21 protein-coding genes are annotated in these 21707 nt (G+C 33.8%); 5 read left to right on the top strand and 16 right to left on the bottom strand.

Annotation, left to right across the window (positions count from 1 at the left end):
* Nucleotides 1-33: 33 nt before the first annotated feature.
* Entirely contained in the window at nucleotides 34-465 is a 432-nt protein-coding gene (locus tag OEA66_RS14220) for a nucleoside deaminase (RefSeq protein ID WP_267281998.1), read from the top strand.
* A 71-nt stretch (nucleotides 466-536) separates the two neighbouring features.
* Here the strand turns inward: OEA66_RS14220 and OEA66_RS14215 are convergent, their stop codons facing one another.
* The 3 genes from OEA66_RS14215 to OEA66_RS14205 form a co-directional block, all read right to left on the bottom strand.
* Nucleotides 537-1295: a type III pantothenate kinase gene (locus tag OEA66_RS14215; protein WP_267281997.1), complete on the bottom strand. Its 759-nt coding sequence runs from the start codon at nucleotides 1293-1295 to the stop codon at nucleotides 537-539.
* 242 nt (nucleotides 1296-1537) lie between these two features.
* Entirely contained in the window at nucleotides 1538-2623 is a 1086-nt protein-coding gene (gene prfA, locus OEA66_RS14210) for a peptide chain release factor 1 (protein ID WP_267281996.1), read from the bottom strand.
* A 98-nt stretch (nucleotides 2624-2721) separates the two neighbouring features.
* Nucleotides 2722-3486 carry a hypothetical protein gene (locus tag OEA66_RS14205; RefSeq protein ID WP_267281995.1) on the bottom strand — a complete coding sequence of 255 codons (765 nt, stop codon included), beginning with the start codon at nucleotides 3484-3486 and terminating at the stop codon, nucleotides 2722-2724.
* A 62-nt stretch (nucleotides 3487-3548) separates the two neighbouring features.
* Here OEA66_RS14205 and OEA66_RS14200 point away from each other — a divergent pair, with 62 nt between their 5' ends.
* Complete coding sequence (locus tag OEA66_RS14200; protein WP_267281994.1) at nucleotides 3549-4544, top strand: hypothetical protein; 996 nt, start codon at nucleotides 3549-3551, stop codon at nucleotides 4542-4544.
* An 80-nt stretch (nucleotides 4545-4624) separates the two neighbouring features.
* On the opposite strand, the gene OEA66_RS14195 is transcribed toward OEA66_RS14200, so the two are convergent.
* Both OEA66_RS14195 and OEA66_RS14190 read right to left on the bottom strand, forming a co-directional pair.
* Nucleotides 4625-6706, bottom strand: a complete 2082-nt coding sequence (locus OEA66_RS14195; protein ID WP_267281993.1) for a T9SS type A sorting domain-containing protein — start codon at nucleotides 6704-6706, stop codon at nucleotides 4625-4627.
* A gap of 203 nt (nucleotides 6707-6909) precedes the next feature.
* A complete protein-coding gene (locus tag OEA66_RS14190) occupies nucleotides 6910-8994 on the bottom strand; it encodes a T9SS type A sorting domain-containing protein (protein ID WP_267281992.1) in 2085 nt (694 codons plus the stop codon).
* Nucleotides 8995-9120: 126 nt separating this feature from the next.
* On the opposite strand from OEA66_RS14190, the gene OEA66_RS14185 reads away from it, so the two are divergent.
* Nucleotides 9121-10011 carry a helix-turn-helix domain-containing protein gene (locus OEA66_RS14185; RefSeq protein ID WP_267281991.1) on the top strand — a complete coding sequence of 297 codons (891 nt, stop codon included), beginning with the start codon at nucleotides 9121-9123 and terminating at the stop codon, nucleotides 10009-10011.
* Nucleotides 10012-10110: 99 nt separating this feature from the next.
* Here OEA66_RS14185 and OEA66_RS14180 read toward each other — a convergent pair whose 3' ends face one another.
* Together OEA66_RS14180 and OEA66_RS14175 are read right to left on the bottom strand one after the other, a co-directional pair.
* Entirely contained in the window at nucleotides 10111-10401 is a 291-nt protein-coding gene (locus OEA66_RS14180; protein ID WP_267263787.1) for a hypothetical protein, read from the bottom strand.
* A gap of 179 nt (nucleotides 10402-10580) precedes the next feature.
* The gene (locus OEA66_RS14175; RefSeq protein ID WP_267281990.1) at nucleotides 10581-12188 is read right to left on the bottom strand and encodes a fumarate hydratase; all 1608 of its coding nucleotides are present in this window, start codon (nucleotides 12186-12188) and stop codon (nucleotides 10581-10583) included.
* Nucleotides 12189-12393: 205 nt separating this feature from the next.
* On the opposite strand from OEA66_RS14175, the gene fumC reads away from it, so the two are divergent.
* A complete protein-coding gene (gene fumC, locus OEA66_RS14170) occupies nucleotides 12394-13788 on the top strand; it encodes a class II fumarate hydratase (RefSeq protein ID WP_267281989.1) in 1395 nt (464 codons plus the stop codon).
* 157 nt (nucleotides 13789-13945) lie between these two features.
* Here the strand turns inward: fumC and OEA66_RS14165 are convergent, their stop codons facing one another.
* From OEA66_RS14165 to OEA66_RS14140, 6 genes are all read right to left on the bottom strand, one after another.
* Complete coding sequence (locus tag OEA66_RS14165) at nucleotides 13946-14983, bottom strand: outer membrane beta-barrel protein (protein ID WP_267281988.1); 1038 nt, start codon at nucleotides 14981-14983, stop codon at nucleotides 13946-13948.
* Between the two features lie 29 nt (nucleotides 14984-15012).
* On the bottom strand, nucleotides 15013-15627 hold the full coding sequence (locus tag OEA66_RS14160; RefSeq protein ID WP_267281987.1) for a hypothetical protein: 615 nt from the start codon (nucleotides 15625-15627) through the stop codon (nucleotides 15013-15015).
* On the bottom strand, nucleotides 15614-16174 hold the full coding sequence (locus OEA66_RS14155; RefSeq protein ID WP_267281986.1) for an RNA polymerase sigma factor: 561 nt from the start codon (nucleotides 16172-16174) through the stop codon (nucleotides 15614-15616). Before OEA66_RS14155 ends, OEA66_RS14160 begins: the two co-directional genes overlap by 14 nt.
* 210 nt (nucleotides 16175-16384) lie before the next feature.
* Nucleotides 16385-17128 (bottom strand): ABC transporter ATP-binding protein, encoded by a 744-nt coding sequence (locus tag OEA66_RS14150; protein WP_267281985.1) that lies wholly within the window; start codon nucleotides 17126-17128, stop codon nucleotides 16385-16387.
* A gap of 118 nt (nucleotides 17129-17246) precedes the next feature.
* Entirely contained in the window at nucleotides 17247-18710 is a 1464-nt protein-coding gene (locus OEA66_RS14145) for a DUF5687 family protein (protein ID WP_267281984.1), read from the bottom strand.
* A 110-nt stretch (nucleotides 18711-18820) separates the two neighbouring features.
* Complete coding sequence (locus tag OEA66_RS14140; protein ID WP_267281983.1) at nucleotides 18821-19324, bottom strand: hypothetical protein; 504 nt, start codon at nucleotides 19322-19324, stop codon at nucleotides 18821-18823.
* A gap of 244 nt (nucleotides 19325-19568) precedes the next feature.
* Between OEA66_RS14140 and OEA66_RS14135 the strand changes: the two genes are divergently transcribed.
* Entirely contained in the window at nucleotides 19569-19955 is a 387-nt protein-coding gene (locus OEA66_RS14135) for an HU family DNA-binding protein (RefSeq protein WP_267281982.1), read from the top strand.
* A 184-nt stretch (nucleotides 19956-20139) separates the two neighbouring features.
* Here OEA66_RS14135 and OEA66_RS14130 read toward each other — a convergent pair whose 3' ends face one another.
* The 3 genes from OEA66_RS14130 to OEA66_RS14120 are packed head-to-tail and all read right to left on the bottom strand — an operon-like array spanning nucleotide 20140 to nucleotide 21697.
* Nucleotides 20140-20649 (bottom strand): lipoprotein, encoded by a 510-nt coding sequence (locus OEA66_RS14130; protein ID WP_267281981.1) that lies wholly within the window; start codon nucleotides 20647-20649, stop codon nucleotides 20140-20142.
* Between the two features lie 23 nt (nucleotides 20650-20672).
* Nucleotides 20673-21194: an energy transducer TonB family protein gene (locus OEA66_RS14125; RefSeq protein WP_267281980.1), complete on the bottom strand. Its 522-nt coding sequence runs from the start codon at nucleotides 21192-21194 to the stop codon at nucleotides 20673-20675.
* Nucleotides 21194-21697 carry a hypothetical protein gene (locus OEA66_RS14120; RefSeq protein ID WP_267281979.1) on the bottom strand — a complete coding sequence of 168 codons (504 nt, stop codon included), beginning with the start codon at nucleotides 21695-21697 and terminating at the stop codon, nucleotides 21194-21196. The genes OEA66_RS14125 and OEA66_RS14120 overlap by 1 nt, the downstream gene beginning before the upstream one ends.
* Nucleotides 21698-21707 lie beyond the last annotated feature (10 nt).

Below are 21707 nucleotides of genomic sequence, written 5' to 3'. Positions count from 1 at the left end.
AAAAGCTTAGTTTTGCACTAAGCTTTTATTTTTATGTTTACTGACGAATATTTTATGAAAATGGCTTTGCAGGAAGCCGAAATTGCCTTTGAAAAAGATGAGGTTCCGATTGGCTGTGTTGTGGTTTCAAATAACCGAGTAATTGCAAGAGCTCATAACCTTACCGAAACGTTGAACGACGTTACCGCACATGCTGAAATGCAGGCAATAACTTCCGCAGCTAATTTTTTAGGCGGAAAATATCTTGTCAATTGTACTTTATATGTGACTTTAGAACCTTGTGTAATGTGTTCTGGAGCACTATCTTGGTCACAAATTTCGAAAGTTGTCATCGGAGCCAGAGACGAACAGCGCGGATTTATCAATAAAAATCTTTCCTTACATTCAAAAACAGAAATCGTTTCAGGAATTATGGAAAACGAATGTTCATCAATTGTAAAGGAGTTTTTTAAAGCTAAGAGATAGGTTGCGGTTGAGATTAAGGCTAAGTTTTAGAATGAGAATTTCATCAACCTTAAACTTGGTCTCAACCTCAATTATAAATCTTTCCCAAGAAAATACAGTCCTTTCAACGTATGAAGCCGGTCTGCAATATGAATTTTTTCGGTTAAAGGTTTGTAAACGTGAGAAACTCCACCGGTTGCGATGACAAAACAATCGTCATTTACCTCATCATTAATTCTATCAATAAAACCTTCTACCATCCCAAGAAAACCATAAACCATCCCGCTTTGCATACAAGAAATTGTATCTAGACCTAAAACAGATTTCGGCTTTACCAATTCAATTTCAGGAAGTTGGGCAGTCTGACTGATTAAAGAATTGAGAGAAGTTACAATTCCCGGAGCGATAATTACGCCTAGACATTCACCATTATCGGCAACACAACTTGCAGTAAGAGCAGTACCAAAATCAAGAACAATTTTTTTTCTTTCCGGGTACATATTGTGCGCAGCAACAAGATTCGCATAAATATCTGTTCCCATTTGTTTCGATTTTGCTAAGACTTCTGAAGGAGTCGTTCTGTCAACCATTACCGGAGTAATCCCATGAATTTTTCTGATGGCAGAAGTTATTTCTCTCGTTAATTGCGGTACTACAGAGCCTACTATAATTTTTTTGATATCTTTTGGATTAATTTTATAGGTTTGATATAAAATTAACATCTGACCATGCAGTTCATCGGCAGTACGGTAAGGTTTTGTATTAATAATCCACGAAATATCACAATTGTCATCATCAAAAAGACCAAATCTGATATTGCTGTTTCCAACATTGATTACGATAGAATTCATTGACATATTTTTCGGTCGGAAACCCATCAAAGTCTTTTAAACACAAATGAATATCCAATTAATTTTTCAAAGGTAAAAATAATACTTTTCTTTAAAAATATACTTTCAATAAACCTTAAATATAACTAAATGCATTTATATTAATTTAAAATAAAATCGTTTGAGGTTAAATACAATTGTGTTAGTTTAAATAAAAAAAGCTTCCAAAAATTTGGAAGCTTTATAATTTTAAAAGAAAAGATTTAATAATTATCTTCTTCTCCTTTCATTTTTTCAGCATTTTCAGCCATGATTACAGCATCAATCATATCAGAAATATCACCATTCATGTATGCATCAAGATTGTACATCGATTTGTTGATTCTGTGATCGGTAACTCTACCTTGTGGATAGTTGTACGTTTTGATCTTTGCAGAACGGTCACCTGTAGAAACCATCGATTTTCTTTGTGCTGCAACATCTCCCACCGCTTTTTGAACTTCGATATCGTATAATTTAGTACGCAACATTTCCATTGCTAATTCTCTGTTTGCCAACTGAGAACGAGCCTGCTGACAAACAACCACCATTCCTGAAGGTTTGTGCGTTAACTGTACTTTCGTTTCAACTTTGTTTACGTTTTGTCCACCTGCTCCTCCTGAACGTGAAGTCTGCATTTCAATATCTGCAGGATTTAATTCAAAATCGATTTCTTCAGCTTCCGGTAAAACCGCAACAGTAATTGCAGAAGTATGTACACGACCTTGAGATTCTGTTTCCGGAACACGTTGAACACGGTGAACCCCAGATTCAAATTTCATGATTCCATAAACACCATCTCCTTCAATTCTTAGAATTAGTTCTTTATATCCTTTAGATGCTTCACTAGAATCTGTGATTTCGTGTTTCCAGCCTTTAGTTTTAAAAAACATTGCATACGCTCTGTAAACATCTTCCACAAAAATTGCAGCTTCATCACCTCCTGTTCCGGCACGAAGTTCTACAATGACGTTTTTATCATCAGCAGGATCTTTTGGAATTAAAAGTACTTTCAATTCTTCTTCCAAGCCGGGAAGTTTACCTTGAGCTTCTACTTTTTCTTCTTTAGCCATATCTACCAGATCTCTGTCTGAACCATCTGCAATGATTTCTTCAGATTCTGCGATATTGTCTAAAGCACCTTTATATTGGTTGTAAACGTGTACAATTTTTCCTAAATCGCTGTATTCTTTGTTTAAAGAAGAATATCTTTTCTGGTCTGAAATGACATCAGGCTGAATAATAAGATCGGCAACCTCATTATATCTCTGTTTTATCGCTTCTAATTTTGGAATTAATGATTTAGACATATTAAAAATTTAGTTGGCAAAGATACGGAATTGACAACGAAGAACAAAAGTGATTTTCATACTCTTAAACTTCTGATTTACTTATGACAAAATATAATTTATTTATCAAATTCCATTTGTTTACTGCTCTTTTCTCTGTCTTCTTTTACATCTTCTTTACTTGCCTCAATATCTTTTATATTTCTTATAACAAAGTATTGCGGGCTCATTAAAGCATATAATTTGAATATTGTAGCTGGAATTACCTTTGTTTTATATGTAAGATTTCCGGATATAGTTGCTGCTGATGAAGATGTTGTCTGCACTGTTTCGGGGAAATCTTCATTCAAGCCAAAATTCCAATCTTTTTCGATAAACTTAGCTTTCTTGTAATATTTCATAAAATTCCCTTGTCCATCAAGTCTTTTATCCATATCAAGCGCTTTTTTCAGACTTGCATCAGAGACTTCTTCCAGAGAATCTGTTTTAGAATAATAAATCATGCTGTCTATAACCACAAAATGGTGTCCTGCTGTAAAGTCTATATTTGTATTATATGTTGAAGAAAATTTGGTATCAGATCCGTAAGGCTGGCTCATTACTACAAAATCGTCATCATTAAGATTTAAAATTCCTCCTTTTTTTGATATTGTTTGGTTAAATTCTTTTCCGTTATTAAGTTTAAATGTATGATTCCCTTCCGTTATTGTAATTGAAGTGCTTGTAGAATCTTCTGACAGTTTAAACTTAAATTCATTATCTACCAATAAAATTCCTTTTTGCGTTTCGGGGTCATAGCTTACATCGATTGTTACCGAAGCTTTGTGGCAGGAAATCATTGTGAAGATTACAATTAATAATTGAAAGATAGTTTTGAGTTTCATAGATTATTTTTTTTATAAACATAACTAAAATTTTTATATTGCGCCACTAATAACATTAAACCATGAGTATCGTTTTCGGGCACAATAACTTCGTCATTAAAAGAGTATCGCCAAAAGAACTGGGATTAGAAAATAATCCTGAAATGAAAAATGCAGAGATACAGCTTATTCAAAAATATGCACATCTCTATTTTATTCCGGTTTTCCCAATTGGACAGGAATGGGTTTTAAGACGAGACGGAAAATCTTATCATCTTATCAATGATTTACAACATAAACTTCTTTACAGGTATCCTTCGAGAGTTCATGTTGGAGCTTTTGCTCTTCCTATTATTTTGATTCTGGGATTGTTAGGTTACACTGGTTATGAAAAAATTTCTCAATATCAATCAGAAAGAAGATATGCTGCAGAAATGGAGGAAAAAAGCATACTGCTAAATAAGCAACTCGACTCTATTGACAATAAAAACAGTGTAATTTTTTCTTTTGAAAGTGATAGTTACAGCGATGAAAATTATTCAGTTTTAAAAAGAGAGGGGGACAAGTTTTTAATACAAAAGATAAGCGGAGAAGGAGAAATGAATACTCCTAATTTTATAGATTATCATTTAGCTTCAAAAGACGAAGAAAATACCAATGACAGTATTTGGATAACCAAACAGGAAATTATAAAAGCTATTCCATCAAAAGAACCTTTTTCAAAAAAGCAAATAAGTGCATTGGGAAAATCACTAATGCTATCAAACATTTATATAATTAGAGAAGCTTATTTTAAAGAAGACACTCCTGATGAAGCAAAAAGCTCGTTATACAATGAATTTGTAAATTATGGAAAAAATGCAGTGATTGATAGTTTAGTTCCTTCCAGCAAATCTGAAGACTGGAAACTTTCTAAAACAAAAACAGTAAATTTTAAGGAGCGATTTGCCATAAAAACAGAAAGCAGAAACTCTGCAACGCTATATTACCATACTGTTCCTGATAATATTCAACACACATTAAAAGTAAATAATCACAAAATTGAAAATAAAGGAGACCAATCTTCATATAACTATTAAAACAAAAAGCTCATGCAAACACATGAGCTTTTGGGTGTAAAAAATTAATAATATGAATCAATTATTTATGTGAAATGGTTTTAATTTTTAATCACTTTTTTAGAGATTTTTTGTCCGTTTTTCAATAGAAGTTCCACAATATAAACTCCTTTTTGTAGAGACTGCATAATGATTTGATTGTTTGAAAACTGAACATCCATTCTTTGACCAACAATATTGGTAACGTTTACTTTTTCGATATCAGAATCTGTTTTAATATTTAAAATTCCATTCGTAGGATTCGGATAAACACCTAGAGAAACTTTTTTAACATCTGAAGTTCCCAAACCTGTGGTTGTTTCTTTAATACATCTTACAGATTGACCTTGAGCTCTCGGACCTCCTGAGTTTGGATTGGCCAAAGATGTGGAATTATATAAATATTTCCCACCTGTATTTGCTACATCACCACTCCAGTAATACCCTCTTTCACCAACATAAGTGAAGCCACCAGAGCTTTGACTTCTATAACCTGCCGCAGGTAATTTTAATTTGCTGGTATAAGCATTTGCTGCACTCGACATTCCTTCTGCTCCTACTGCAGCAACCCAATCAGCCTGAGAAGGAAGTTTCCAACCTTGCCCGATTGCTTTACAAGGGTCAACACTCACAGTTGAAGTTATTGCTGAGATATTTGTTCCATTCCAAAGATCACTTAATGCATTTGTTGACCACCAAGCCGGACTATTTCCTAAAATAAAAGAAGTGATTCCAACCAAACCAGTAGGATTATTTGTTGAAGGAACCGTTGTCGTTGCCGAATTTCTGTTTTGGTGGCCATCATCCCATCTTCCCCACTGGAAAAGATCTCCGTAAGAATCTGCATCTGCCATTGAAGTTGCAACTTGTGAACTTCCTAAGTTTTGCTGAAGCCAAACTTTTCCATCCGCTCCTCTTACCGTAGTGTAAGTTACCTGTTGACCTTTATAAGTAAAAGTTACACAACTTGTATCTCCCGGATTTGTTCCAGGATCTACATTGCTACATGCTGGAGTTGTACTTGGTAGTTGAGTTTTCTTCACCTTAACTCCGCTTTGAGAATAAGTAAGAACTAAAGTATTATTAAATGCATCATACTGTAAATCATTATAAGTAGCCGTTCCATCTGAAACAAAATCACCTCCGAAAGTTTCCCAGGTATTTGTTGTTGAATTATATTCGTAAACGGTATTTTTCCCACTGTTTACAGACCATCCGCTTGCTACAGTATATAGTTTTCCCGAAGGTGTAACTGCAATAGAGACATTATACAAATCATTAGAAATTCCAAAATTAGCATTTCCAACCTGCACCCAGTTTGTACCGTCGAATTTTTTTACGTTTAATTTCCTATTGTTATCCGAAGTCGATGAGTAAACTACATACAAAGTATTATTAGCACCGATTGCAATATCTGAAGTCGCATTAGCGCCTTCTGTAAAAGCACTTCCCACAGAAGCACCACCCACTAAAGTCCATGGATCAGTTGCAGAAGCTGTTAAGTTATTTTCATAAACTTTTACTCCAGATGCAACGTGACAAACGTAAACCTTTCCATTTGAGCCGATAACCATTTCTGCATGAGTAGGATTTCCTCCTGCAATATTTGATGGTCCCACCTGTTCCCAAACGTTGTTTACCAACCTTTTTACAGTTCCCGAACCAACCGATGCATATACAAAAGGAACGTTATTGGGCGCAACTGCCGAGGCTTGATAATTTGTAGTATCAGTAAATGGAAGCGAAAGCAAATTCCAAGATGTACCATTAAATTTTCTAACTTCCATTCCTGAATTTGGATATCCCCATTGATTGGTATAATACAAATTTCCAGTTGTATCTAATGATAGCGAGTTGTAAGTCGCTGTTGCTGTTGTAATTCCTGCAGTTCCGCCAACATAAGACCAAGAAGTTCCGTTAAATTTCTGAACAGAACCTTTTTGAGCAGAAACATCATAATAAGAAACGTAATAATTTCCCAGTGCATCAATTGCAAGATTGTTAAAACTGCTTGCTCCCGCAGAAATACTTCCCGCAGAACCTACATCAACCCATTGTTGTGCATTGAGTGAACTTACCGCTACAGAAAGGATGACTATTCCTGCTCCAATGTGTTTTGCTTTTGTTTGTAAATTTTTAAACATAAATAAGTTATTTTTATTTATTCTAAATTATTTTAAAATTTTCGGCAAAATTAATCCTGAAAAGAAAGAATGAGTTATCATTTTCAACCTTTCGATTATCACATCAAACATGATGCTTATCATTGATTTAATTATAAAAGCATTAGACGGCTATTTCAAAATGAAACAACCGCCTAAAAACAAATCAAATATTAAAATGAACGTTAATTTTTAATAACTTTTTTAGATATTTTTAGTCCGTTTTTCATAATCAACTCTACAATGTAGACTCCGTTTGGCAATCTTTGTAAATTAACCTGATGATTTGAGTATTGAACTTTTAATCTTTGACCTACAACATTGGTAATATTTACATTTTCAATTGGTGAATCAGTTTTGATATTTAAAATACCATTTGTTGGGTTTGGATAAACTCCAACAGTTACTTTTCTAATATCAGTTGTTCCTAAGCCTGTAGTTACACTTTTGATACATCTTACAGACATTCCAGCGTCTCTACCCGCACTGTTTGATAAAGCCGAATATTGACTTACATATAAATGTTGTCCAGAACCTGTGTAGGGTGAAGATGATGAAGACCAAAGATAAAGTCTTGTTCCAGGAGAGAAAATTCCACTATAATCTTTCATTCCTGCAGGAATAAGTTTTAAATTACTCGAAAGTGCAGAATTAAATTCAGTAATATTCTCAGCAGTTACCGCTGCATCAACCTCAGTTACAGTAGGAAGTCTCCAATCTGAACCAATTGCTTTACATGGATCTGCTCCACTCGTAGCTGTTACTGAAGAAGAGCTTGCTGCTGACCATGTATCAGCAGTTATTCCTCCAGACCAAAAGTTTGATGAAGAATTATATGCTGCGGAATAGAAAGTTGTATTCCCACCGTTCAAACCTGCCGGATTGTTCGGAGAAGGAGCCGTTCCTAATAAAGCTGAATTTCTCAATTGATGACCGTCATCCCATCTTCCCCATTGGAATAAGTCTCCGTAAGCATCAGAATCCGTAAGAGATGTTGCCACTTTTGTACTTCCAAGATTTTGTTGAAGCCAGATTTTACCATCCGTTCCTCTTACCGTAGCATAAGTTACAGGTTGCCCTCTATAATTAAATGTTACACAACCAGTATCTCCTGCATTATTTCCCGGGTCAGTATTATTACAAACTGGTGTAGTTGAAGGTGCAAGAGAAATTCTTTTAACTTTTGTAAAATCCTGAGAATATGCTAAAACGAGATAATTATTAGTATTATCAACAGCTAAATCATTATAAGTCGCTTCTCCGTCAGAAATAAAATCACCTCCGAAAGTTGACCATGTATTAGTCACAGTATCTAATTGGTAAGCAGTATTTTTTAAGAAATTATCATTTTCCCAACGACTTGCCACTACATAAGGTTTTCCGGAAGAAGTTACTGCAATTGCAACGTGTTGTACACCTCCTGCAGAAAAATAGGCATTACCCATTTGTTCCCAAGTCGTCCCATTGAATTTTTTTACATTTACCTTTTTTGAATTTGCCGAATTAGAAACGTACGCAACGTATAAATTATTATTTGCATCAATTGCAATATCAGAAGTATATTGTTCTCCGGAAGACGCTGCGTCTACAATCGCTCCGCCAACCAATGTCCAAGCATTTGAGGTTGTTGCTGTAGTAGTATTTTCATATACTCTTATTCCACTTGCCACATTTGCTGTATAAACTTTATTGTTAGTTCCAATAACCATTTCAGCAAAAGAAGCACCATCAGAAAAACCGGTATTTCCAACTTGTTCCCAAGTTCCATTTACCAATCTTTTTACCGTTCCCGAGGCTAAATTACTGTAAGTAAATAAAACTCCAGATGGAGCAACTGCAGAAGCATGATAATTAATTGTTGAGGTTGTCGGACTTGCCAATTGCGTCCACGAACTTCCGTTAAACTGGCGAACTTCTAAACCTTTTCCTTGGTTGGTATAGTAAAGATTGGTTCCATTTGAATTGATTGACAATGAATTATAAGTTGCATAACTTGTCGTAATTCCTGCACTTCCTCCTACATAAGACCATAACGTCCCATTAAATTTCTGAACTGAACCTTTTTGAACAGATACATCATAGTATGACAAATAATAATTTCCCGCATTATCAACAACCAAATTATTAAAGCTACTTCCACCTGCCGAAACATTCGCAGAAGAACCCACATTTTGCCATTGTTGAGCATTTACAAAATTACTGGTTGCAATCGATAACACCATTGTGCCTAGACCGATTTTAACCATTGGAATGTATAAATTTTTAAACATAACAGATATTATTTTTATTTATTCTAAATTTAATTTAATTTTGTGCAAAATTAGCTTGCGTCTCAAATCCCTACTTATCATTTTCAAACTTTTACTTATCGGATGCGGCTTTTTTATTCAAATACTATGGAATTAAAAACACGTCGTACAATGAAACAGGCGAAAAGAGGCTTACTATTTCAATCTGAAGACATTAAGGTGGTTTTTCATGAAGATGCAGCGACTGAAAAATATTTAAAATCAAACTTTATTGAAGGACAATCAAGCTTTAATCTGCTTTTTTTTCTGAGCCCGAATATCAATCTGCAGGCTTCAGATTGTGGTACCAATTTTCAGTTTAAAAAAAATCAATACATTCTTCATTATTCCTCTGCAGAAAATCATGCAGAATTATGGACGGAAAATCAGGAAGTTTTAAAGTATCTTCAAATTAAGGTTAACTATCAGTATGTTTTTAATTTGATTGATCCAAAATCGAATCTTGAAAGTGCAGAAATTCTTGAAAACATGAAAAATAATAATTTCATCTTTCTTCATAAACAAACTCCGCCCAATATGACAGTAGAAATGCATATGATTTTAAAGGAAATTTCCGGATATTCTAAAAAAGGAGTAATACAGAAACTCTTTATTGAGGCAAAAATTATTAAACTTTTAATTCTGATTTTTGAGCAGTTTAATGAGAAAGATACTGTAGAAGATTTATCTAAAACGCCTGAAACCATCAAGAAATTTTTAGATGAAAACTATCATAAAAATTTGAAAATTGAAGAAATTTCCAGAATAATAGGAATTAATCAAAATAAGTTGAGGAAAGAATTTAAAGAATATTATCAGACAACAATTGTTGATTATGTATCTGAACTCAGAATGTTGAAAGCAAAAAAAATGATTATCAACAAACAATTTATGATTAAAGAAATTGCCATTGAATGCGGTTATGAATATGTGCAGAATTTCACGAGAGCTTTCAAGAAAAAATTTGGTGTTTCTCCTGAAAAACTGAGATTAGGATAAAAAGAAAAACCACTAAAATTGCTTTTAGTGGTTTTATATATGTTGTTTTGCTTTGATATTACTTCCTCGGAATTCATGTGAGAAAGCAATGACAATCACTTAATGATGTCCTTTATCGTGACCATGACTTTCGTGGATGAAAGGACCATGACCTTTTGGAGCACTGTAAATAACCTCAACTCCTTCCTGCTCTGTTAGAAGCTTACTTCTGATTTGCTCAGGATCGAAAGGTTTTACTTTTCCAAAATATTCTTTCAAACCTTCTGTTAACCACATTGGAATTACCAACCCGAAAAACATCAAGATACACCAGAACCCTACAAGGAACATACAGATAAAATAGATTGTCCAAAGGAACTGATAAAACGGCCAAAATCCAGATAAGATCATTTTCTTAATATTTTAAGCAAAAATAGGACTTTTTTCTTTTTCACACAAAAGACAAAAGCTGATTTTTACTATTTATTTTTATTTTAAACTATTAATTTAGATATTAGAAGCTAGATTTTAGAAATTAGACTGACAATTGTAACGCTAAAATTCTAAAATTTCCTCATACAATCTCCAATTTAATGAGCAAGATTTGCAAAGAAATCATTCCCTTTATCATCTGTAATAATAAACGCTGGAAAATCCTTCACCTCAATTTTTCTTACCGCTTCCATTCCTAATTCAGGGAAATCTACAACCTCAACAGAAAGAATATTATCTTTCGCTAAAATTGCAGCAGGACCTCCGATTGAACCGATGTAGAAACCTCCATATTTATTACAAGCGTTCGTGACATCAGCTGTTCTGTTTCCTTTTGCCAACATCACCATACTTCCGCCATGGCTTTGGAATTCGTCAACATAAACGTCCATTCTTCCCGCTGTCGTTGGACCAAAACTTCCTGAAGCCATTCCTTCTGGAGTTTTTGCCGGTCCTGCGTAATAAATCGGATGATTTTTGAAATATTCAGGCATTGGTTGACCTGCATCCAACAATTCTTTGATTTTTGCATGAGCAATATCTCTCGCAACGATTAAAGTACCATTTAATTTTAATCTTGTTTTGATTGGATATTTTGAAAGTTCAGCCAAAATTTCCGGCATCGGTTTATTCAAATTAATTTCAACCGCTTCTTCCAAATGTGGTGGCGTTGCAGGTAAAAATCTTTTTGGATCTTGTTCCAATTGCTCTAAGAAAATACCTTCTTTGGTAATTTTTCCTTTAATATTTCTATCAGCCGAACAAGAAACTCCCATTCCAACCGGACAAGAAGCTGCATGACGAGGAAGTCTGATTACTCGAACATCATGAGTTAAATATTTTCCTCCAAACTGAGCCCCAATCGCACTTTCCTGGCAAATTTTCTGAACTTTCGCTTCCCATTCCAAATCTCTGAAAGCCTGTCCAGCTTCGTTTCCTTCAGTCGGAAGATTGTCATAATATTTTGCTGATGCTTTTTTTACCGCAGCCAAATTCGCCTCAGCTGAAGTTCCACCAATCACCAAAGCCAAGTGGTAAGGCGGACAAGCCGCAGTTCCTAAATCTGAAATTCTCTCTTTTACAAATGCTTCAAGAGATTTCTCGTTTAATAAAGATTTCGTTTTTTGGTAAAGGAAAGTTTTGTTAGCTGAACCTCCACCTTTCGTTAAAAATAAAAATTCGTAGTAATTTCCTTTTTTAGCATAAATATCAATCTGTGCCGGAAGATTTGAACCGGAATTTTTCTCATCAAACATTGTCAAAGGCACGACTTGAGAATATCTTAAATTTCTTTTTTGATAGGTATTGTAGATTCCTTTGCTTAAATATTCGCCGTCTTCAACTCCTGTATAAACATTTTCCCCTTTTTTACCCATTACAATTGCCGTTCCTGTATCTTGGCAAGAAGGCAAAGCTCCTTCTACAGCGACCGCTGCGTTTTGAAGTAAGTTATAAGCAACAAATCGGTCGTTGTCAGTTGCTTCAGGATCATCAATAATTCTTCTTAAACTTTCCAAATGTGAAGAACGAAGCATAAAAGAAACGTCTGCCATTGCTTCTTCAGCTAATAGCTCCAAACCTTTCGGATCAATAGTTAAAATTTCTCTTTCTCCGTGTTGCTCCACTTTTACATACTCTGAAGTCAATTTTTTATAAACCGTATCATCTTTCAAAATTGGATACGGATCCTGATATTTAAAATCCATTACTTTCTATTTTCGGTGCAAAAATACAGCTTACACGAAAAAACATGAGCAAAATCAGCGACTTAAATACGTATTTATAATGATTATAAATTGTGAGATCTTTGAGCAATGTTTAACTTTATGAATTAAAGCTAAGGTTAAGATTGGGGTTGAAATTTGCCTTAAACTTAACCTCGTCCTAAACCTCTAATTAAACAATTTCACAATGAATTACAGAATAGAAAAAGACACCATGGGTGAAGTGCAGGTTCCTGCAGACAAATTTTGGGGCGCACAGACGGAGCGTTCAAGAAACAATTTCAAAATCGGTCCGGAAGGTTCTATGCCCCATGAAATTATCGAAGCTTTTGCTTATTTAAAAAAAGCCGCGGCATTTACCAATACAGATTTAGGAGTCCTTCCTGCTGAAAAAAGAGACATGATCGGCAAAGTTTGCGACGAAATCCTTGAAGGACAACTGAACGACCAATTTCCTTTGGTAATCTGGCAAACCGGTTCGGGAACACAATCAAATATGAATGTGAATGAAGTAATTGCAAACCGATCTCACTTTAAATCTGGCGGAAACTTGGGCGACAAAACTGAAGTTCACCCCAATGATGATGTCAACAAATCTCAGTCTTCAAACGACACTTATCCGACTGCGATGCACATTGCTGCATATAAAAAGGTAGTTGAAGTTACCATTCCTGCAGTTGAGAAACTAAAAAACACGTTGAACGAAAAAGCAATTGAGTTTAAAGATATTGTAAAAATCGGAAGAACGCATTTGATGGATGCGACTCCTTTAACTCTAGGCCAGGAGTTTTCAGGATATGTCGCTCAATTAAACTATGGAATTAAAGCTTTAAAAAACACTCTACCTCACCTTTCAGAATTAGCTTTGGGAGGAACAGCGGTTGGAACCGGTTTAAATACACCTAAAGGTTACGATGTAAAAGTGGCAGAATACATTGCAAAGTTCACGAATCTTCCTTTTGTAACGGCAGAAAATAAATTTGAAGCTTTGGCTGCTCACGATGCAATTGTAGAATCTCACGGAGCTTTGAAACAGTTGGCCGTTTCTCTATATAAAATCGCTCAGGATATTAGATTGATGGCTTCAGGACCACGCTCAGGAATTGGCGAAATTCATATTCCGGAAAACGAGCCAGGATCTTCAATCATGCCGGGAAAAGTAAATCCTACACAAAATGAAGCTTTAACAATGGTTTGTGCACAAGTTTTAGGAAACGATACCACAATTTCTTTTGCGGGAACGCAGGGAAATTATGAACTGAATGTTTTTAAACCAGTAATGGCTTACAATTTCTTGCAGTCTGCTCAGCTAATTGCTGACGCTTGTATCTCATTTAATGATCATTGCGCAGTTGGAATTGAACCAAATAACGAAAGAATTAAAGAATTGGTAGACAAATCTTTAATGTTAGTAACTGCTTTGAACACACAAATCGGTTATGAAAATGCTGCAAAAATTGCAAAAACAGCTCATAACAACGGAACAACTTTAAAAGAAGAAGCGATCAATCTTGGTTTTGTGTCTTCTGAACAGTTTGACGAATGGGTGAAGCCTGAAGATATGGTTGGAAGCTTGAAATAATATTCCGAGACATAAAACAAGACACTCCGTAGAAAATTCTGCGGAGTGTCTTGCTTGTTAATGTGAATGTTGATTTTTAATATTCAATTCGTGTGCCAAATTGAATATCTGATCTGTTAGTTTGTTATATTTTACATCAATTATTTATACAGTTAAATTACCAACCCAAAGCAACTCCAAAAACCAAAGCTTTGTCATTCTGAAAATAAGAATCTTTAAAGAAATTACTGAAATCTTTTTTCACAAACAGCGAGATATTGTCATAAGAAATCGTAACCTGCGCTCCGTAAACAAAAGGATTTACCTGATAATTTGAACGGTCCCTGAAACCCTGACTGTCTCCTTTAACGATATTATTCGTTGCCATTTTAATTCCGCCATAAACATTGGCTCCTACTCTGAATCCGTCTGAATAAGGTCTGTACTGAACATCCATTCCTGCACTTTTCAGCTTAGAAAAATTATACTGAAAACCAAGCGGAACCATTACATAACCTGTTCTTAGTTTAGCTTTATCAAGACTTCCTTCATATTTTGTAAGGAAAACATCTCCGTTTTGTTTTGCGAAAATCATGTTGTTATCAGGACGAACTGTTCTCCAAGAAAAACCTACACCGGAAATCAATCCCCATGGACTGGTTCTGCCAAACTGATAATTAAATTTTAAACCAAATTCAAAATTATTGGCGTAACCTAAGTTTTTATCTAAATCATTATCGGGTTTATCATTCGTCAACGTCATAATTCCGTAAGAAATATATCCGTCAAAGCTTTTTTTAGGTCTAAACTTTTTCAACAGCTTTTCTTTTAATTCTTCGTTTGAAGTTACGTCAGAATTCAACAAAGAATATCTTACCTGTTTTTGAATCACCTGGTCTAAATCAAATCCTAAAGCTTCAATCTTCTCATCTATTTTTTGAGAATAAGTATCTGCAATCTGAGCTTTTTGCTTGTCAAATTCTGCTTTATCCAAATTCTTTTCCTGAAGAAACTTCAATTCGGTTTCCATTTGCTTCTTTTCTTCCTGAATGATTCCATTGATTTTCGCAGCATATTCTTCTACTTTCTCTTTTACAATCGGGCTTACCGTAGTATCTTCTTTTGATTGAAGGTTTAAACTTAGCCCTTTTCTTTGTGCATTCATTGAGGTCGCAGCAAGGCACAACATTCCTGTGATGATAAATTTCTTAATCATGATATATATTTTTTTTATTTTAAATTGAATTATTTAGTATTCAGATCGATTGTCGCAACATTGCTTCCATCCTTAGATTTATCGATGACATCTTTATGCTCTACCGAAAAAAGCAGCGTAGAAGGATCAACATATCTTCTTTTCTTCTGAACCTTTACAGAATCTGATTTTGCCATGATTTTCGCAGGCTGATTCTGAATGATAATCTGAGAAGCGATTTCAGAAGGATTTTCTTTAATTAAAGGAAGTTCATTTTTATGAGAAACTTCTTTTTCAGTTTGTATTTCAGAAGGTAAATTTTTAGTTTGAGTAAATCTTTCCTGCTCATCTTTAACAATAATGTTCTGAGCATTTGTTGTTTCTGGCTGTGTTATTGTATTTTCTTCTTTCAAAGAAGGTGTTTCCTCAGTTTCAGCCATTTGTGGTTTTGGTTCAGAATCATTATTTAAAAATAGAACTGCTCCCAAACCAAATATTAAAACAAGACAAGCAGCCAATAACACCCAGTTCATATTGAATTTTTTTGAACGAGTATTTTCGGTTTGAGCTTGAATTTCTGCCCACAAATCTCTTGAAGGAGCCACTTCTCTTTCGTCGATTTGTTTTTTTATCTGGAATTCAAAATTATCTTTAGACGTGTTCATTTTTCAGTTTTTTTTGTTGTTGAAAGTAAATCTTTCTCAATTTTTCTTTTGCTCTGAAGAGTTGGGTTTTGCTTACTGCCAAAGAAATATTCAATGTATCTGCAATTTCCTGATGCGAATATTCTTCAATCACATAAAGGTTGAAAACCATTCTGTACGCATACGGAAGCTGATCTAATAGTTCCTGTGCATTAAAATCAAAATCTATCATTTCTTCCTGTAAATCTTCCAAAACAGAAGCGTGAACGTCGTCAAGATAAAAAACCGTTTTGCAGCTTTTAATAAAATTGAGGCATTCGTTGACTACAATTTTTCTCGCCCAACCTTCGAAGTTTCCTTCACCACGAAAGCTTTCAATATGTTTAAAAATCTTACAAAATGCTTTAATCACGCAATCTTCCGCCTGATACAAATCGCTGACGTAACTTTTCGCTACACTCAGGAATTTTTTTACACTCTGATCATAAAAGATTTTCTGCGCAGCCGGATCCTGCCTTTTGAGGCGGCTCAGCAAATCTTCTTTTTTATTATTAAACAAAAGCTTCATGGTTTATTCTGTTTCTATAGTAAAGACAGTAAAAGTTTAAAATGGTTACAGAAAATTTTAATTTTTTATTTAAACTAATGCAACCCACTGAAAATGAATGTTATATTTTTTTTGAATTATCAAACTCATTTACGATTATTAAAAACATCGGGATATACCCGATGCTATACTATACCGCCACTTTGTGGCTCTGAGAAAATATCAATCATTTTAAATTGACGTTTCTTCCGAAATCACTTGCTGTTTCCCTGCGTTTACCTGATCTTCGAAATACTTTTCAAGATCACGTAACGTTTCTGGCGTAGTCTGAATATCCTGAACAACAACTCCTTTGTTTACGACAACAATTCTATTACAAACTTCTGTAGTATGCGCCAAATCATGGCTTGAAATTAAAAACGTCACTCCGTTCTCTCTGGCAAAATCACGGATCATGTTTTTTAATTTAATTTGCGTTGAAGGATCAAGATTCGCAAATGGTTCATCTAAAATAATGATATCAGGCTTACCAATTAAGGCACCGATGATTCCGACTTTTTTCTGATTTCCTTTAGAAAGATCACGTACGTATTTTCCGGCATTAATGATTTCTCCGTTAAACAAATCATGGAATTGTTTCAAGAATTCGTCTACCGAAGCTTTATTCTGACCTCTCAATTCGCCGATGAAATAGAAATATTCTTCAGGAGTTAAATATCCAATTAAAAAAGTTTCGTCGATAAATGCTGAAACTTTGTTTTTCCATGCTTCAGATTCGTTAACTTTAATTCCTTCAACGCTTACAAAACCTGTTGTCGGCTGAATTAAATCAAGCATTAAGCTAAAAAGTGTAGTCTTTCCGGCTCCGTTGTTACCAACCAAACCGAACGTTTCGCCTTTGGTAATTTCTAAATTTTCTATATTAAGAACGGTTGCTGTACCGTATGTTTTCTTTAAATTTTGTATTGTGATCATTGTTTTGATTTTTTAATTTTGTATTGTTTTAGCGCAATGTTCGCAAAGATTTTTCCATTTAATAATGAATATTTTTCGGTCGCAAAGGCGTTACACTCAGCAAAGACATATTTGGTTTCTAATCTTTTTTGAAAGCTTCAAGCGTACTGTATTTCTCAGTTTTATATTTTTTAATAATAATATCGAAGATTTTTTCACGGAAAAGAAAACCGATAAGCCCCATAATTCCTACAGAAATTACAGCTGCCGAAATTCCGTAGAAATGATTCATTGCGTAATAAACCGCCATTGGTAACAGCATTTTAGGAATCATTAATATTAGAGCTTTGAAAGTAAATGTATTTTTTTGTCCGACTCTTTTCTCTTTTGAATTAAGATCAATCAAGTTTTTATTATAAGCTCCCGACAATAATGTAAATTGAGAATTTACCCCGATATTATATAATCCCGCAGCGAAAAAGGCGAAATAAATATCCCATCCAAAATAGGCATAAAATAAGGCGATAACAATTGAAATTGCGGTAACAATATTCATCAACCACCATTTTGCTTTTAGATATTCTTTGTAGGGAACATTTTGCGTCATCATCAAAGGATAATAAGCACTGTCAAAAGCAGGAACTCTCTGTCCGAAAGTAAACTGAAAACCGCCTGTCACGAAGAGTCCCATAAACATCATCCATGCAGGGCCACTGTATATATCATTGGCAAACATCAAAAGACCATAAAACAGGAACATAAAACTACCTATCAATACGCCTTTTGTAACTTTATTTCGCTTCAGCATCTTAATATCATTGTTGATAAAAGTTCCAATCGCACCGTATTTATTAAGGAAAGCTATGTTTTCGGTTTTTCCGATTTCTTTTTTAGCTTCAAGACCTTCATCCAGATAAAAGCTTTTTCGGATATAATTGAAAGTGATTTTCCAAAGTGCTGCAAATAAGAGAACGGGAATTATCGCAAGGTAAGGTTTATCATAAAAGCTGTAAAAAATACTTTCTGAATAAGACAAAACAGGAACAATCTCATAATAATTCAATGCTGCAAAACCAGCAATAAGAATTCCTACTCCGATGGCAATGTTTTCTTTATCGTTAAATAAAAGATTGAGGAAATTATTCAGATAAAACAGAGACGACATTCCGATAAACCATGCAAATATGCCTAGAAAACCATATCCGTTGAATGCCAAAATTCCGCAAAATGTTATCAAAAATATTGAATTAAACCAACTCAGCGGTGTAAGAAATGTTTTAATTAAAGTATAATTAACGACAACTTTTTTAGGAATATTTAAAGTAAGGAAAGGTTTGATATTCTGCGTAGGAATCTGCTGAAGCATATATTTGAAAACCAAATCTACCAACCAGCCCATAATCATAAAACGCGAAATAATTTTCAGCGGATCCTGCGCCATTTCTTCCTGCACATAAAAATAGGCAATAAAAGACATCATTGCGAGCCACATAATAAAGAAACAGATCCCGATGATTCTGAAAATCTTCATCGCAAGATTGATACCTACCGAAGATCCTCGAAAAAAACTTTTCCACTCCAGCTTTAAAAATCGTTTAAACATAGTTTACTTTTTAATCATTAGTAAAGATAATGCTTAAAATGTTACAGAATTTGTCACTAAACATGGGAATAATCGGGATTTTCTATATTTGTCTTGATTGATGAGAAAGATTATTCCAAAATTTCTTTTGTAAAAATCCCATTATGAAACCTCACTTTAAACCCGGAATTTTCTTCGTTTTTTTCTTTTACGCTTAAAACATTTTCACTTAAATCAACTGAAGGATTTCGGCTGAGTACTCCCAAATTTTCAATTTCAAGGGTTCCAGTATTAATTACCACTAATTGATCACGATGCTTATCTGCATACATGACGATTAAAAAATTCTCACAAAACTCAATAAACCGGCAGCCGCCATAAGAAAACCCCATAGAATTGACAGGAACTTTCCATTCGAGAAGGAAGTTGCTGTTGATTTTCAATTTTAGGATATCAAAGCCTACATCATTATCTTCATACCAAGCAAACATACCGTTTTGAGAAGCAATATTGTTCTCAGAAACAATGTGTTCCGCGCCTAAAATATTTTTCCAGGCAATTTCATCATCTTTAAGTTCTCCTTCCTTAAAATCTATTTCTTCGTAGATTAATTTTAAAAGCTCTTTTTTTGTCATGATTCTTATATTAAAGCTTTTTTAATTTCATTATAGAGAGCAAGATATTCATTTTCCAGATATACAATTACTCTAATCCCATAAATCTTTAAGTATTAATGAAATAAAATTGTACCTGAAAATTAGCAGCACCTTTAATAAAATGCACTTATCACAATATTACACCATAAAAAATGAAAATAATTTACATTATATTATTTTAAACAGTATATTTGACATTATCAACAATTAAAAACACAATGATATGCCAGTACAGTATTCACTAAGTGAAAAGGGTAACCCTTCAGATCAATCAGCTCCAAAAAAATTCTACGCTAATGCCAAATCTTCAGGAGAAGTTACATTCCGCAGTCTCAGTAAAGAGATTGCAGGTGGTTCTACAACAGTAAGCGACACCGACGTTCTTGCAGTTTTGAATGATTTAACCAAAGTACTTTCTAAGCATTTATCGGAAGGCAGAATTGTAAGGTTCGGAGATTTCGGATCTTTTAGTCTAACACTAAGCAGCGAAGGAGCAGAAACCGCCGATAAGTTTAATTCTTCGATGATTAAATCAGCAAAAATTGCTTTCCGACCGGGAATTGACCTTAAAGAAATGCTTGCCGTGATGAAGTTTGAAAAAGCTAAGTAAGCAATTTTAAAAAGCAGGCGTGCATTTTTGAAAAGCAAGCCTGCTTTTTCTAAAAGCTCCCGTGGATTTGTGTAAATCGACGGGAGCTTTTGGTATAACCCTTTAGAGGATTTGGGAATAAGCATTAGAGTAAACTAAAAACCCGCAGAAATTTCTGCGGTTTCTTTAGTTGTATAGTAGAAAATTATCTTTTCTCAACAAAAATGCTAATTTCAAATTGTTGTTTCACTGGCACCTGATATAATCTTGCAGATGACCAATTATTCAATTCTTTAAGTTTGAAAATATCTTTTATTTGTTTTTTACTGTTTTCGTCAGAATACCTTAAAATTTCTACATTTTCAAGATTATTATATTTACCAATTGTGATTCTGATAAGATTTTCTCCTTCTTTCGAATCTGTAGAAACTTTGAATTTTTTATAGATTAATTCTCTGAATAATGTGACTCCTCCTCTAAATTCTGCATGATTTTCTGAGTCAAAACATATCCATCCGTCACCTTTTTCTCCATCTATTCTTTCCTGAGTTTTCTTTAAAACTAGTTTTACACTATCTATTTTTATGGAATCTTCTTTAGAAGCTATAAATTCCACATTTTCTAACGTTGACAGATAATGCACAAGTCCTTTTTTTCTGACATTACAACTTGTCAGTGAAGTAAGAATTACAATAAAGAAAAGTAATTTTCTCATATTTTTTAATTATAACTATCAAATCAATATTTATGAATCACAAAAACACTGATCTCAAATTGTTCTTTCACAGGAATATTGTAAATCCTTGCAGATTTCCAAGTATTAAGTTCTTTTATTTTAAAAACATCTTGAATAGCTTTTAATGTATTTTCATCAGTGTATTTTAATATTTCTATGTTTTCAATAGTATTATTAATTCCTACTGTTATTCTGATACGATTTTCTCCCTCTAAAGCATTTTTAGGTAGTTTAAAATTGTTAAATAAAACCATTCTAAAATTACTAATACCTTCAAGAAATATTGCATATAAAATCATATTACCTCTATCATCAATACACGATTGATTTTGTAATTTTCTACATTCCTCATAAGATTTATTCGCAGTAATATTCATAGAATTGATCTTTAAAGAATCTTCTTTATTGGCAGGAAATATTTTTATATTCTCAATTCCTGTTGATAGATAATAATCTAATTGTTTTTGCTTTATTGTACAACTTGTCAATAAACTAAATATTAAAAGAATTGAAAAAACTTTCATTACTTAGGATTCGCACTATTATCTGTCAATCCTCTTACATACCAGAATTCTATTTTTTCTATAACCAAGTCTTTGAAAAAGTTTTCTGCTTGGGGGTTCCAATAAGAGTGATAACCGTTGGTACTCATCATTGTCATGGCTTGTTGGTAATTAAAAGGCTGTTGAAAATAGATATTTATTTGAGGTTCAGCATAATTACCATCCATAGCCCACTTTCGAACATCCATATTCCAAAAAAAACTTAATTTTAATAATTTAGCACCGTTAAAAGGACCAGGTTCATATTTTTTAACAATAATATTATTTTGACTTAAAGCCTGTAAAAAAACCGAAAGTGGCTGTCCATAATAATTGGCTTTATTAGGAATTATATTATTAAGTTTATTGACGGTTTGGGTGTAAAATGTAGGATACTCTGCAATTGTCATTGGTTCATCTGGGATTTGTGCCATGCAAGAAGTGAAATAAAAAAATCCTAAGAGTATAATAAGTTTTGTTTTCATAAGTGTAAAT

This window comes from Chryseobacterium luquanense, from assembly GCF_026460945.1.
Lineage (GTDB): Bacteria > Bacteroidota > Bacteroidia > Flavobacteriales > Weeksellaceae > Chryseobacterium > Chryseobacterium luquanense.
The sequence above is the reverse complement of the archived record's forward strand: the minus strand, read 5'-3'. Positions and strand labels throughout refer to the sequence as shown.

What these genes read in the sequence shown, in the direction of transcription:
- OEA66_RS14190 (WP_267281992.1), bottom strand. Translation starts at nt 8,994, where the DNA reads ATGTTTAAAAATTTATACATTCCAATGGTTAAAATCGGTCTAGGCACA.
- OEA66_RS14215 (WP_267281997.1), bottom strand. Translation starts at nt 1,295, where the DNA reads ATGAATTCTATCGTAATCAATGTTGGAAACAGCAATATCAGATTTGGT.
- OEA66_RS14205 (WP_267281995.1), bottom strand. Translation starts at nt 3,486, where the DNA reads ATGAAACTCAAAACTATCTTTCAATTATTAATTGTAATCTTCACAATG.
- OEA66_RS14145 (WP_267281984.1), bottom strand. Translation starts at nt 18,710, where the DNA reads ATGTTTAAACGATTTTTAAAGCTGGAGTGGAAAAGTTTTTTTCGAGGA.
- OEA66_RS14195 (WP_267281993.1), bottom strand. Translation starts at nt 6,706, where the DNA reads ATGTTTAAAAATTTACAAACAAAAGCAAAACACATTGGAGCAGGAATA.
- OEA66_RS14125 (WP_267281980.1), bottom strand. Translation starts at nt 21,194, where the DNA reads ATGAAAGTTTTTTCAATTCTTTTAATATTTAGTTTATTGACAAGTTGT.
- OEA66_RS14160 (WP_267281987.1), bottom strand. Translation starts at nt 15,627, where the DNA reads ATGAACACGTCTAAAGATAATTTTGAATTCCAGATAAAAAAACAAATC.
- OEA66_RS14200 (WP_267281994.1), top strand. Translation starts at nt 3,549, where the DNA reads ATGAGTATCGTTTTCGGGCACAATAACTTCGTCATTAAAAGAGTATCG.
- OEA66_RS14185 (WP_267281991.1), top strand. Translation starts at nt 9,121, where the DNA reads ATGGAATTAAAAACACGTCGTACAATGAAACAGGCGAAAAGAGGCTTA.
- prfA (WP_267281996.1), bottom strand. Translation starts at nt 2,623, where the DNA reads ATGTCTAAATCATTAATTCCAAAATTAGAAGCGATAAAACAGAGATAT.
- OEA66_RS14140 (WP_267281983.1), bottom strand. Translation starts at nt 19,324, where the DNA reads ATGACAAAAAAAGAGCTTTTAAAATTAATCTACGAAGAAATAGATTTT.
- OEA66_RS14155 (WP_267281986.1), bottom strand. Translation starts at nt 16,174, where the DNA reads ATGAAGCTTTTGTTTAATAATAAAAAAGAAGATTTGCTGAGCCGCCTC.
- OEA66_RS14180 (WP_267263787.1), bottom strand. Translation starts at nt 10,401, where the DNA reads ATGATCTTATCTGGATTTTGGCCGTTTTATCAGTTCCTTTGGACAATC.
- OEA66_RS14120 (WP_267281979.1), bottom strand. Translation starts at nt 21,697, where the DNA reads ATGAAAACAAAACTTATTATACTCTTAGGATTTTTTTATTTCACTTCT.
- OEA66_RS14220 (WP_267281998.1), top strand. Translation starts at nt 34, where the DNA reads ATGTTTACTGACGAATATTTTATGAAAATGGCTTTGCAGGAAGCCGAA.
- fumC (WP_267281989.1), top strand. Translation starts at nt 12,394, where the DNA reads ATGAATTACAGAATAGAAAAAGACACCATGGGTGAAGTGCAGGTTCCT.
- OEA66_RS14165 (WP_267281988.1), bottom strand. Translation starts at nt 14,983, where the DNA reads ATGATTAAGAAATTTATCATCACAGGAATGTTGTGCCTTGCTGCGACC.
- OEA66_RS14150 (WP_267281985.1), bottom strand. Translation starts at nt 17,128, where the DNA reads ATGATCACAATACAAAATTTAAAGAAAACATACGGTACAGCAACCGTT.
- OEA66_RS14130 (WP_267281981.1), bottom strand. Translation starts at nt 20,649, where the DNA reads ATGAGAAAATTACTTTTCTTTATTGTAATTCTTACTTCACTGACAAGT.
- OEA66_RS14135 (WP_267281982.1), top strand. Translation starts at nt 19,569, where the DNA reads ATGCCAGTACAGTATTCACTAAGTGAAAAGGGTAACCCTTCAGATCAA.
- OEA66_RS14175 (WP_267281990.1), bottom strand. Translation starts at nt 12,188, where the DNA reads ATGGATTTTAAATATCAGGATCCGTATCCAATTTTGAAAGATGATACG.